The sequence below is a fragment of the Cellulosimicrobium arenosum genome (assembly GCF_014837295.1).
GTDB lineage: Bacteria > Actinomycetota > Actinomycetes > Actinomycetales > Cellulomonadaceae > Cellulosimicrobium > Cellulosimicrobium arenosum.
Window position 1 is genome coordinate 1 of record NZ_JACYHB010000003.1, and the last position, 13,032, is coordinate 13,032.

Here is a 13,032-nt window from a genome sequence, read left to right on the forward strand (position 1 = left end):
CAACCGTCGACGCCGTCAGCGCGGCCTCGGCAGACTCACCCCGGTCGAGTTTGAGATGATCTACCGGACCGCAGACGCGGCCTGACTACCGCACACCCCGAGTGTCAACCAGACCGGGGGCAGACCCCGGCGACCGACCCCCGGCCTCACGACTCCCGAGCCGCGTCACCAACCTCATGAGCCACAACACCTAGGCCACGTGGCTGTAATTCTCGGGCCAGGCGGAAGCCGCATCGAGTCGTCACCGCGCTCCCGCACCTGCCACGAGCTCGCCAGCAGTTCAGTGGAGATCGCGATCGGCTCACTATGCGGGCCCCGTGTCAGGTCAGTCCAGCTGGATGCTGCCTGGGTTCCAGTCGACGACCTTTGCTGTGGTCACGCCCGCGTCGCCGCCAGGGACGAGCCGGAATGTGTCCGCAGGACGAAGCGCCGTAGGGTCCACTCCCGGTTCGAGTCGGATCGAGTGTGCGGTGCTCGCGACTGGGTGATCGATCGCGTACGTCCGGTTCCCGAGCTGGAACACCGGTGCTTCAACTCTCACCAGGTGGCCCGTTCCGGCGAGAGCGTTTACAGCGACTTCCCTGATGCGCTCCGCCTCGGCGTCGTCCTGAGGCATCTGGAAGGTCACCTCCGTCCAGGACCACCGGTGTGCGGTACCGCCGTAGATCGATGCCAGGAGGGACAGGTAGTGAAACTGGTTGTCGGTGATCTCGGCGATGGAGGGCATGACGAGCACAGAGGCCGTATGGGCCTGAAGCTGGGTGAGGTGTTGTGCGACCGGGAGATGGATAGCCTCCAGGGCGGTCGGTAAGGCTATGCCGTGCGCTCGCATCAGCGCTTCGCCGTTGCCGGTCTCCACCGACAAGACGTCCTCTTCGCTGATGCTGAGCAGGGTCTCGAGCTCGTCGCGGACAGCTTCGGGGTTGCGACCATCGACATTGCCCACCTGCACCTTCCCCTCGACGTCCCGTCGCTGCTTGAAGCGCAGCTCACAGTTGAGCGCCCGTTCGGGAGTATCTACGACGAGGCGCAGCCATCCAGTGTGTGCACCGACCGTCCGCGCCGCGACGACCAGGGGCAGGCGGAACCGACTCGTCCCGTCGCCGGTGGTGCACCGCAGGTACAGTTGTGGCGCTTCGCTGCGACCTCTTTCGATGATGGAGATGGTTGACTCGACCGGTTGGCCGTCTGAGAAGGGTCCGCCTGTTGTCACGGTCCTCACGTGTGCGTCCTGGAACGGGACCCCCCATTCGGACCACGCTCGCACCGCATCGTGTTCGCGTGTGCCCGGGACGGCGAGGAACTCCACGTTCAGGCTGATGGGCTCCGTCTCGAGCGAATCCGGGTTCCGCGGCACGACGGACTCGTACTTCCACCGGGAGTCTCCGAGATAGGTCATCCGGTGGTATACCGCGAGATCGTCGTCGGCCGGCAGCGGGACCTCGTGGCTGTTGGCCGTCGTACGGGTTCCGTGCTCGATGCGGTAGTTGTCGCTGACGGTGTCGCGCAGGGCATCGAGCGAGTCCTGACGAGTCGCGATTGCGTCGAGCATCGTCAGCGACTCGCCTCGTTCGACTGGAGAGGACGCAAGCATTGCCTTCTGGCCAATGAACTGTTCCAGCACGCCTTCGCCATGGGTAAACCGCTGCATGGTCTCGGGGTAGCGGTCCGCGAGACCGGCGATGAAGGCGTCGCCGTCCCACTGGCGGGGGAACGACGCACCCGCGGTCAGTTCGTCGAACAGAGCGGTGCGCTCCTGTGTCGGCGTCCACGGGGTGACGAGATGGTAGCGGGCGATCGGGTGTTCGCCAGGTGTGACGTGTTCCTCGACGAACCGTCTCCACGACTTCTTGACCTGCCGGAACTGGCTATCGGTCATGGCTGTGGTGAAGCCCTTGACTTGCCAGATCTCCAGGCCGGCCGGCGTCGGGCGGAGAACGTCGATGCCGCCGTCGCCCTGGGACGGGTTGACCTGGCGTGCATCGCTGTACTCGCGGCGCAGGAGCGTGGCCACGAGAGACTCGATGGAGTCTCCGCTTCGCTGCTGGATCAGTGGCCAGTCATAGGTCGGCACAGGCCAAGACTATGAGCGAGGACGACATGCTGGGTCGACGGCGCGCCTCGGCCACCTGCCCTTCGGCCCGTGCTGGTGGATCGGCAAGCCGCCGCAACCGAACCTGGGCGAGCCAGCCGTTCCTTCGGGCTTGTCTCCCCGGATAGGCGCTAGCGCGCTGTCTGACGCGTGTGTCGGCATGCGCGCGGATCGCGACGTTGACGGTGGTAGTAGACATGCGGAAGTTCAGGAGGGAGACTCCAAGCATGTCGTCCGGGGAGCACAGCGCTGCCGCCTCCGCCGCCGGTTACCTGTATCAGGTGCGCTGGGCGCTGCTGAACCTCTTGCGTGAGGGTAGGACTCGTCCCGATCAGGTCATCAGCCTTGAAATGCACGACGATGTCGGTTGGGAGAGTGCGTCCGGGACGGCGACAGAGCTCTTGCAGACGAAACTGCACGCCACAGAGACCGCGGGCCTCGGCGACTATGATCCAGATATTTGGAAAACCCTGCTCATTTGGCTGAAGCGCACGGATGCGATGGACCCAAACGGCCCGGACCTCGCCTTGGTGACGACATCTACGGCGAGACCAGGCAGCGCTGCGTTCGCACTTCGGCCTGGCACGCGAGATGAGCCCACGGCTGCTGATCTCCTCTCGACAGCTGCGGAGGCTTCGACAAACAAAAAGACCGAGGAAGGCCGAAGGCGATTTCTCAAACTGTCGAAGTTGGAACGGACAGCATTCTTGTGTCGAGTCCGCGTGCTGGACAAGTCGCTGCCACTCGAGGACCTGGACGAGGCGGTCCGGCAGGAGATCTGGGGGCTTCCGTCCGGTGAGAAGGCCCAGGACCGGTTCCTCGCAGAACTATGGCGGTGGTGGGACAACATGTCCATCGACCTGCTCCTCGGTCGTCGAGCGGGCGTTGCCGTGAGTCAGTTGAAGGTGTTCGTCCAGGAGCTCAGAGACGGATACGGCCCGGATAGCCTCCGCACGACGGTCTTGAAGTCGGATGTCAGTGAGCAGGACATTGTGCAGCACGCCACCGGCAGGTTCTACGACCAGATGATCGCGGTTAGGTACAACCGCCCGAATCTCAGACTTGCCGTCATCGACTACTACCGGGCGCTGAAGCAGGAGACCGAGTGGGTCGACGACAGCCTGATCGGCCTCCATGAGCTCCAGGCGTTCGAGGAGAACCTCAGAGACGAGTGGGCGCGAGCTTTCAACGACATGCTCGACGACCTGAGTGGCGGGGTGGGGGAATATCGCTCCGAGAGTGTCGACGATGAGACGAAGTGGAGGGCTGGGAAGGAGTTGCTCCGGACACTTCTCGAGTCAACTAAGGTGACCATTCGAAGGCACTACGACGATCCATTCTTCGCTCGTGGAAAGCGGCACGAACTAGCCCATCGGGACAACGAACTCGGGATCGGCTGGCATCCGGACTTCAGCGATCAGCTTGAGGACCTAGTTGCGGTCGTCGTCGGAGGACCTGCCAAGGTGTAGCCAGGGTGAGGCTCCGGGCGGTTCCTGCGTGCGTTCCTCGAACACGTGGCATCATGTGGTCGCATGACGGCGTGGCGGTCCCGTTCGCGGGTGCAGGCGGCAATGTTGAACCCTGCGCTTCTCGCGGCCCTGATGGCTGCAGCCGCCTCTGAGTATGAGAGAGCGGATGAGGCACCGATGGCGTGGCCGCTGGCATACCTCGTGGCGCCGCTAGTCCTTCATCGCGGCACGAGGGACGCGCTGCCACGGACAACGCGGACTCATCTTGGCAACTGGGTGTCGCAGAACCCGGTCCTCCACGCTGGCATCCCGGCACGTGCTCTGTCGCTCGCGGAGCCCGTTCGGGAGGGCCTCCGGTTTGGGCTGGCGAACGGCGTGCTGCAGGTCGATGAGCGGGGTCGCTTGAGCGGCGTTCTTGCGCCACCTTCGAGGACAGTGGTGCCCGGGGAGGTGGACGAGATCATCGCCAAGGCGGGTCTGGTCGGGAAGTGGTTCGCAAAGATCAACCAACCGGCTACCGCCTTCGCAGTCCTGGGCGTGGCACCCTAGCGTTGTGCAACTCCTCGCCATCGTTCTCTACAACGCCGACGGGCGCACCCGCCGGCTCGACTTCGAGCCCGGCGCGCTGAACATCGTCACCGGCGAGTCGCAGGCGGGGAAGAGTGCTCTGCTCACCATCGTGGAGTACTGCCTGGGACGATCGACGATGATGGTCCCGGTCGGCCCCATCGCGAACACTGTGGCGTGGTACTCGACGCTGTGGCAACTCGACGACGGCGGTCGCGCGTTCGTGGCGCGGCCGGCACCTGCGCCAGGGAAGGCGAGCACGTCAGGCGCAATGCTGGAGTTCGGAGCGACCTTGGATGCCCCGCCGCTGTCATCGCTCGAGGTGAACATCGAGAGCCGGGCGTTACGTGAGCAAATGGGTCGGCGCATCGGTATCGAGGAGAACCTCTCGGAGCCACCGGTGGGCTCGCTTCGACATCCGCTCGAGGCCAACATCGGGCACGCGGCACTACTTTGCCTGCAAAGCCAGAACGAGGTCGCAAGCGCCAACACGCTGTTCCACCGGCAAGGCGAACCGGGCATCGACCAGGCCCTCCGAGACACCATCCCGTACTTCCTTGGTGCCGTTGCCCATGACGAGGCGCTGAAGAGAGCACAGTTGCGGGACGCGAAGCGGAACCTGACACGGCTCTCGAACGAACTTGAGAGAGCCGAGAACGCGGCCCTGACCATCGACGTGGAACTGAACGCGCTGCTCGCGGAGGCTCGCGCCGTCGGACTGGTCGGTGAGGTCGACGTCGCGGGACGCTCGGACATTGTTCGGATCCTGCAGGGTGCCCGGGTCGCGCAGCCGCAGGTCGCGGCACTGGCGGACACCGAAGCTCAGGACCGACGTCTGGAGCTCCAGGTGACGCGCGACCAGGTCCGAGCTGAGCTGCGCCGTGTTCTCGATGACCGAGCGCTGCTCATTCACCAGGAGCAGGCTGAGACCGGTGCGTCCGCGTCGCTACGTCAGCAGCGTGACCGACTCACTGTGCTCGCGCGACTTCCTGGGTTCGGCGATTCCAGCCCGTCGAGCGTAGCCAGCGCGCCATTGGACACTGACACGTGTCCGGTGTGCGGGCACGAACTGGAAGAGCCAGACCCGACGGCGGCAGCGCTGCAGATCGGCCTTTCCGAGCTACGTGCCCAGGTTGAGGTTCTGACCGGTGCCCGACCTGCGCATCGTCGCGCCGTCGCCGACCTCGACACCCGTGCTGCCGAACTCAGAGGGGAAATCCGGACCGCCGATGATGCCCTAGCGCACCTCGAGCGGGCTTACGAGATGGACGCGGAGGCGAATGTCGACAGTCGGGATTTTACGCGGGGACGCATCGACGCCACACTCACCCGAGCGAATCTCACAGACGAGACACAGCTTGAGGTTCTGCGCCAGCAGCTGGATCGGGCGCGAATGACCGTCGAGGCTCTCGAATCTGACCTCGACGCGGATAACGATCGAGAACAGCTAACCTCACGGCTGGTGGCAGTGGGGCGCGATATTAGCCGGTACGCAGCGCAACTCCAACTCGAGCACAGTGGCGATAGCGTTCGCCTGGACCTGGCGCGCCTGACGGTTGTCACCGACACTCCGACGGGCCCAGCCCCGCTGTTTCGCATCGGCAGTGCGGCGAACTGGATCGGCTACCACTTGGCGACGCACCTGGCGCTGCACCGATTCCTCGTGGAGCAGAACCGACCGGTGCCGCGGCTCCTGATGCTCGACCAGCCCACGCAGGCGCACTATCCTGCGGAGGCAGACAACGCGACTGGGGCACCAGAGGACGACGCTGACCGGGTCGCTGTGCGGCGAATGTTCGAACTGATGCGGGACGTCGTCGCGGAGTTGGCGCCAAAGTTCCAGATGATCGTTTGCGACCACGCGGACCTCCCCGAGAGCTGGTTCCAGACGGCTGTGCGGTATCGCTGGCGAGCTGGCGTCAAGCTCATCCCGGCCGACTGGATCAACGAAGGCTAGGTGTCTCCTGTCCGTGCAGCGGTCACCTCGGCCTGGTCCGCCGGTCCTGCGGTCCCGAACTCTGCCTTGTAGGTTGCACGCATGAAAGATGACGACCTCACACCGTACGAGCGAGCTTGGAGAAACCCTGGCGAGCCCGTTGGATGGGAACTGGCGGATTCGGAGGGCCGCATAGAGGCAGATGATGTCCTGGGTCGGCTGGTAAATATGGCGCTGTACGAGTTTGGCGAAACCGATGGCGACTGGCCGATAAGTTTCGATGACGATGGGTTTATCCGGACCCTAACTGCTGAAGGAAAGCGCTTCGATGGCGGCATCAGCATCCATGTGTGGCCGAACGACCATCCGCCTCCACATGTGCACATTCTAAAAAGGTCAGAGCCGGATGGCCAGGGCGTCAAGATCAACTTGAAAACTGGCGAATCCGAGGGGGATTTGCCATCGTGGGCAAGTCAGAAGCAACTCAAGAAGATGAGGGCTCTGGTCGTGAAGCACCACGAACTTTTCGCAAACTGGTGGCAGAAGCACCATGGGGGGGCCGTGGTGGTTCTCCTAAGCTAGTGATGTTCGGAATGTGGCAGCTCTAAGCTGAGTGCTCATGGAGTTCGAAAATTCCGCGGCATGCATGCATGCATGCCGCTTGATGAGAGTGTTTTGACGTGACCTATTGGCGCTTGGTGCCTGCCAAAGTCTATGTGACAGGCGAAGCGTGCGCGTTGGAGAGATCCAATAGGTACAACGTGACCCCGGCGGCCTTCGCATACTGAATAGCCTGCGTCGTATAGCCAGCGGTCGAGAAGAAGGCCATGCTCGCGCCGTGCAGGTTCGCGCCGACGAGTCGCTGGATCTCCTCGCGGCCGGAAGGCTTGGCGCGATGTTTGACCTGCCCGACCAGCCCACGCGCCTCGACGTCGAACCCGCCGTCCACACCAGGTGGGGTGCGGACGGCATCAGGGAACCCGTGTTCCCGCAGCCAGGCGGCCGCGAGCTCCTCAGCAATCAACCAGGCGGGCGCATTGGCGCCAAGGTCTTCGCTGAGAGGCTCGTCGGTCGGGTAGCCAGGTGTGAACCCCGAGCGGTGCTCGGCGACGAGCGAATCAAGATTACTGGCCGCATATAAAGCTTGAGCGCTGTGTTCCTCCTCGCCGTCGGACTGGACCGATGCGATGGCCATATAGGCGTCTCTATCGAAGAGTTCGGTCGTCTGGGCGAGCGATCGCCGCAGTTGCAGGAAGGCATCGTCGGGTGCTGCACCGACCCGCAGGCAACGAAGTAGGTAGTCGCGCAGTTCACCTGCGGCGGCAGCGACGCGGTCAGAGTTCTTAACAAGCTGAGCATGGAAAGCGGTGGTGAAACTGATCTCCGCCCCCGCGTCGGTCCGGAGCGCGGTCGGAGTTAGCCGGGCGCAAACTGCTACGGAGCAAGCCAGGCGCCGCTCGAGATAGTTTAGGAGGCCGATTAGTCCAGCGGACGTCTGGAGTACGGCGTCATTGTGCTCGGCGAGTTGGTCGCGTTCAGCGCGCCACGGCGTGTATACCGCGGGATCCGGTTGCCAGAACATCCAGCCATCGGGCGCAGGCCCCCACGCTGCTGGAGGAGCCCAGCCAACTGGCGGCTCAAACCCGTCTGGAGCAGGGGGCCATGTCGGAGGGGGCGTCCAGACGCTCGGCATCTCGCTCGTGGCCGACGCTTCGTCCCACCAAGAGGGCATCGCCTCGAGGTAGAGGACCGGTTGAACCAACCGCCGCACTTCGTCATCTTCGTGGGCTAGGTCCGCGGCCCACCACGTATGCCCAGCTGGCAGCGGAAGGGTCGCGGGTGGGCGCCACCCCTTGATTGGCGCCCACCCATCCGGGGCGTCCGGCCATCCGTAGGGCGGCACCCAAATCGGAGTGACAGGAATTCGCTCAGCGGATGAGACCACGTACTGACTCATACCCTGAGTTTGCAGCACGCCACCCACGAAATCATCCCGGCGTGCACGGACGCTGGTGTCGTGGCCGAGCATGCGCCCTACTTTGCGCGACGCTCGCGACACGCCCGAGATCGCGCAAGGTAGGCGGGCGTGTCCGCGCAATCTGTCCTGCACGTCGACAGGTATTGAGGTGGTCACGGGCCCGCTGCTGTCTCGCCCCGGGTCTCGTGGAGGCTCTCATTCCCGGGAAGGATGAGAGCCTCCACGAAACCCGGGGCCGGTTCACTCGGCTAGCGCTGACCAGCCGCGTTCACGGCGCATCAGCGGGCGAGGTGGAGAGCAGGTCGTGCCTCGTCGGGTGGGCTCTGCTCGTGCCCGCTCCAGTGCTCACCCGTACGTTCTTGTCATGGCGCAGACCAGAACGATGAGTCCGCACGGGCTGGCGATCCCGGAGAGCGTGGCGAACGCAATCGGAGCGCGCTGGGAGCAGCACGACCACAACGGTGAAGAACCACCCTGCACACGGCCCCCGTCGCACGGCGGCAGCCGCCCTGTCTCGACGTGCTTCCGCTCACATGTCGTGCCGGACCACCGGGAGCTTCCTTGTCCTGGTGCCGTGGCGGCCCATCGCTCATCGGGCACTCCCCGGCCCCGTCGGCGACGGCGTTGCGAACGGCTTTGGAGTCACCCACAGCCGAGGCCCTCGAAAGCAGCGACCGTATCGAACGTGCTCGTCCCGCCGTCGGTCTCGTAGTCGACCGTGACCGTCACCTCTCCGGCCTGGACGGAGGCCGTCCGGGTGGCGAACGACTGGTACGCGTTCCCGTCCGGAGCGACCGTCGGGAAGGTCCGGCTCCCGTACGGCGTGGTCACCGTGATGCCGAGAGTGGCCTCGCTCGGGTTCGCGACACGGACGGCCACGTATGCGCGGCCTGCCATGCAGCGGGTCGTCGCTGTGACGTCGACCTTCGGTTCCGATGTGGGCTCGAGAGCTGAACGCACCACGACCTCCGTCAGCGAGAGCGGGTTGCTGTGCGACTCGAGCTGAATCCGGACGTACCGGCCCTCGGCTCCGTCGAGGTCGACAGTCGTCGGTCGACCCGCCGGCCCTTCCTGGTGCAACGCGGTAACACCCTCAGCGCTACGTGCGGCCTCCAGGGACGACGAGACGAACGGGCGATCGGAGACCATCACCCAGTAGTCGGACAGTCGTTCGGTGCAGCAGTCGGTACGGTTCCAGATCTCGATCTCGCCGATCGACGCGACATCTTCGAGGTCCACCTGCCACCAGGCTTGGTCCGAGGGCTCGGTGGTGTGGGACGCGGAGTTGTCGTTGAGGTAGTCCCCGGCAGTGTTGCCGTCGACCGCACGGCTTGCCTCACCGCCCCACGCCGTCCCGGACTGCGCCGCCGGTCGGTCGAGTGCCACGTTCGGACCCACGACTCGCACCTCCGCGCCCAGTCCGAGAGCGTCTGCGTCGTCCACCACGGCGGAGAGCCGGACCGACTCGCTCGGCGCTGTAGGCGGGGGTGTGATCGCAACCTCCACCTGCCGCGTGAGCCCGGGCTCGACCGAGACGGTCCGACTGACCGGTGCGGCCCACGCGTCTGGCGTCGCGATGCTCACGGCGACCGTGACCGTCTCGTCGCCGAGATTCGCCACGTTGACCGGGACACGTGTCTCTCGCCCACGTTCGATGCTGGCAGGAAGCTCGGGCCACGCGATCACCGGGTGCGCCGGTGCAAGCACGACCGACCCCAGCTCCAGGCCGAGATCCTCACCGGCGTGCGTCGGATCGGCGCGAGTGATGGCGACCTCGACGACCTGCCCGCCAGGAACGACGAGCTCGCCCGAGCCGGAGCCTACGAGCTGAGCGCCGGTGAGAATCTGTGACTGATCGCCCACCGACACCTTGTAGAGCGAGGTCGGCGCTGCCTGCCCGGTCGCCTTCAGCACGACCCGAGCATCGTCAGGGGAGCTGATGAAGGCCGACTGCCGCACGACCGTGCGCGTCGTGGACGAGTAGCGCCCGGAGTCCGCGTAGCTGTAGCCCTTCTCCCAGGCAGCGGGCGAGAGGATCCAGTCGCCGGCTGGTCCCGCGGCTCGTGTGGAGGGCGGCACGATGCGCAGGTCGTCGGCCAGACCGACCGCGATGACGGGCAGGACGTCGTCCAGCGGAACCTCGGGGAGCGTGACGACCAGATCGTCCCCGACCATCTGCCAGTCCAGCTCGTCGCCCCCGTCCTCCCGCACCTCGTCGACAGCGGTCGCCAAGCCCGGCAGGCGCAGCTTCCCGTCGGACGGCCACCTGGTGACGTGCAGGAAGAGATCGTGCTCGTTGACGGTCACCTCGCCCCAGGGCTGACCACCGAACCGCGTGGCGTCGGCGCCGAGGACGGCACGGGGGTGTCTGTCGACCCACTGGCCGATCCCCCGTAGAGCGTCCGCCTCGAACTCCACGACCGAGCCATCTCCTCGAGGGCCGATGTTGAGCAGGTAGTTGCCACCACGCGCGCGGACACTCGCCAGGCCCGTGACGAGATCACGGACCTTCCCAGGAAGATCGGTGCGGCTCTGCCAGCTCCGGAATCCCCAGGTCTCGTGGTAGATGGACGCCGGAGTCTGCCACGCGCCGTCCAGCGCAGCGGAGGGCACCTCGTTGTCGCCGAGGGTGCGGAAGTCGCCCTGGTTGTTCCAGATGCGGCTGTTGATCGCCGCCTGGGGCTGAAGGTCACGGACGATCGACGCGAATCGCGCGCTCTGCTCGGTCGTCGGCGAGGACATGTCGAACCACACCTCGGAGATGTCGCCATAGTTCGTCATCAGCTCGCGGATCTGCGCCTCGATGAGCGGCTCCATCGACGCCGGGATCGGGTTCTCGTTGGAGCCGTCGAAGGCGTGGCCCTGGTGCCAGTCCACGAGCGAGAAGTAGACGCCGAACCCGAGCCCCTGACTACGGCACTCGTCGGCGAGGACCTTGAGCGGGTCGGCCCCGTACGGCGTCGCGTCGACCACGTCGTAGTCGGTCGTCGCGGTGTCGAACATCGAGAAGCCGTCGTGATGCTTGCTCGTGATGACGACGTACCGCATGCCGGCGGCCTTCGCGAGCGAGCAGATCTCCTGCGGATCGAACGCGGTCGGGTTGAAGCGATCGGCGACCTCGAGGTACTCCTCCTCCGAGATGTTCGCCCACATCTGGATCTGCTCGCTGTAGCCCGAGGTGACGGGCTCTCCGTCCCAGACGCCGCCGAGCTCCGAGTACAGGCCCCAGTGGATGAACAGCCCGAACTGCAGCTCTTGCCATGCCGCGAGCTGCGGATCGGTGGACAGAGGGATCTCCCCGGGTATCCCTCGAGGCTCCGTGGTCTCGGTGATGTCTACGACAGGTTCGTCGATGGGCGCGCCCGACGCAGCGGCCGGGATCGAGGGCGTGAGCCCGACCGCGAGTGCCACGAGGCACCTGAGGACGAGCCGGGAGGCGCGCGACCTAGGGGGCGCTCCTGGTCGGTGTGTTCTCCGCATGTCAACTCCATCGGACAGTGATTAGATGAATCAACCTATCAGGGTGTGTTTGGAACCTCAACAGCCCTGTATCGGGGGGTTCGGCAACAGAATGATCGGATCACTTGGCAGCCGCGGCCTGGGGGCAGCTGCAGCTCACACGTCCCGCGTGGTTCCCCCGTGGCGTCACTGCCGTCAGGACGCTTGAATCGTAGGGCCGGGCAGCGCCCGCCGCCTGGAGCCTCTGCACGAAGGACGAGGACCGCTCATGCCCACGATCACCACCACCGACGGCGTCGAGATCTTCTACAAGGACTGGGGCAGCGGCCAGCCCATCGTGTTCAGCCACGGCTGGCCCTTGACGTCGGACGACTGGGACGCCCAGCTCATGTTCTTCCTGCACCAGGGCTTCCGGGTCGTCGCGCACGACCGCCGCGGCCACGGCCGCTCCGAGCAGGTCGCCACCGGTCACGACATGAACCACTACGCCGACGACCTCGCCGCGGTCGTGGAGCACCTCGACCTGCACGACGCCGTCCACGTGGGACACTCCACCGGCGGTGGCGAGGTCGTCCGCTACCTCTCCCGCCACGGCCAGGACCGGGCCGCGAAGGCCGTGCTGATCAGCGCCGTCCCGCCGATCATGGTGCAGACCGAGGCCAACCCCGGTGGTCTGCCCAAGGAGTTCTTCGACGGCGTCCAGGAGCAGGTCGCGACTCGGCGGGCCGCGTTCTTCCGCGAGTTCGCCGAGGGCCCGTTCTACGGGTACAACCGCGACGGCGCAGAGCCCGTGGAAGGCGTCATCGCCAACTGGTGGCGCCAGGGCATGGCGGGCGGGGCTCAGGCCCACTACGACGGGGTCGTGGCGTTCTCGCAGACCGACTTCACCGCCGACCTGCAGGCCGTGACGCTGCCGACCCTGGTGCTGCACGGTGAGGACGACCAGGTCGTGCCGATCGCCGACTCCGCCGAGCTGTCGGTCAAGCTCCTGGCCAACGGCACGCTCAAGACCTACCCGGGGTACCCGCACGGAATGCCCACCACCCATGCCGACGTCATCAACGCCGACGTCCTTGACTTCATCCGCGGCCCCATCGGCGGCTCCGGCCTCGACTGACCGGCTCCTCGAGACGCGCCCGCGTCGCCGCAAACGTTCCGTCTCACGGCGACGCGGGCCCACGATCGGCCGATTCACGGCGAGACGCGATGGATCCCGCACTCCGGCAGAAGCACCGAGGGCGGTCACCACCATCCACCATCGTCCACATCCCCGGTTGCGTGGCCATCGCCCCCCATGGGCACCTCGACCACGCCGCGGACCCATGATCTGGATCCCGGCCAGCGGCGGCTACACCGCGCTCGGACGCCACGGTTCGATCCAGGCGTGGATCCAGAAGTCCTTCATCGACCGCCTGGTCCGTCGCGGAGCCGACGTGCGCGTCGAGCGCGTCGCGTTCGGTCGACGGCGGACCCGGGACGGGTGACCCTCTCCCCGCGCGCCCTCACCGCTGTGCCGAGGCCAGGACAGGAG

9 protein-coding genes are annotated in these 13,032 nt (G+C 65.8%); 6 read left to right on the forward strand and 3 right to left on the reverse strand.

The window, feature by feature from the left end; genetic code table 11:
• Window positions 1-325: 325 nt before the first annotated feature.
• Window positions 326-2,074, reverse strand: a complete 1,749-nt coding sequence (locus tag IF651_RS04600; RefSeq protein WP_191827935.1) for a hypothetical protein — start codon at window positions 2,072-2,074, stop codon at window positions 326-328.
• Between the two features lie 245 nt (window positions 2,075-2,319).
• Between IF651_RS04600 and IF651_RS04605 the strand changes: the two genes are divergently transcribed.
• The 4 genes from IF651_RS04605 to IF651_RS04615 all read left to right on the forward strand — a co-directional run bounded on the left by IF651_RS04605 (window position 2,320) and on the right by IF651_RS04615 (window position 6,646).
• The gene (locus tag IF651_RS04605; protein WP_191827936.1) at window positions 2,320-3,561 is read left to right on the forward strand and encodes an ABC-three component system protein; all 1,242 of its coding nucleotides are present in this window, start codon (window positions 2,320-2,322) and stop codon (window positions 3,559-3,561) included.
• Between the two features lie 63 nt (window positions 3,562-3,624).
• Window positions 3,625-4,110 carry a three component ABC system middle component gene (locus IF651_RS18335; RefSeq protein ID WP_422110449.1) on the forward strand — a complete coding sequence of 162 codons (486 nt, stop codon included), beginning with the start codon at window positions 3,625-3,627 and terminating at the stop codon, window positions 4,108-4,110.
• A 4-nt stretch (window positions 4,111-4,114) separates the two neighbouring features.
• Window positions 4,115-6,085, forward strand: a complete 1,971-nt coding sequence (locus IF651_RS18150) for a DUF3732 domain-containing protein (RefSeq protein ID WP_191827937.1) — start codon at window positions 4,115-4,117, stop codon at window positions 6,083-6,085.
• An 81-nt stretch (window positions 6,086-6,166) separates the two neighbouring features.
• On the forward strand, window positions 6,167-6,646 hold the full coding sequence (locus IF651_RS04615) for a DUF4160 domain-containing protein (RefSeq protein WP_191827938.1): 480 nt from the start codon (window positions 6,167-6,169) through the stop codon (window positions 6,644-6,646).
• 130 nt (window positions 6,647-6,776) lie between these two features.
• Here IF651_RS04615 and IF651_RS04620 read toward each other — a convergent pair whose 3' ends face one another.
• Window positions 6,777-7,646 (reverse strand): restriction endonuclease, encoded by an 870-nt coding sequence (locus IF651_RS04620; protein ID WP_191827939.1) that lies wholly within the window; start codon window positions 7,644-7,646, stop codon window positions 6,777-6,779.
• 1,038 nt (window positions 7,647-8,684) lie between these two features.
• Window positions 8,685-11,453, reverse strand: coding sequence for an alpha-L-fucosidase (locus IF651_RS04625; RefSeq protein WP_191827940.1), 2,769 nt, complete (start codon window positions 11,451-11,453; stop codon window positions 8,685-8,687).
• Between the two features lie 316 nt (window positions 11,454-11,769).
• On the opposite strand from IF651_RS04625, the gene IF651_RS04630 reads away from it, so the two are divergent.
• Both IF651_RS04630 and IF651_RS04635 read left to right on the forward strand, forming a co-directional pair.
• Window positions 11,770-12,618: an alpha/beta fold hydrolase gene (locus IF651_RS04630; protein ID WP_191827941.1), complete on the forward strand. Its 849-nt coding sequence runs from the start codon at window positions 11,770-11,772 to the stop codon at window positions 12,616-12,618.
• 205 nt (window positions 12,619-12,823) lie between these two features.
• Entirely contained in the window at window positions 12,824-12,985 is a 162-nt protein-coding gene (locus IF651_RS04635) for a hypothetical protein (protein ID WP_191827942.1), read from the forward strand.
• Window positions 12,986-13,032 lie beyond the last annotated feature (47 nt).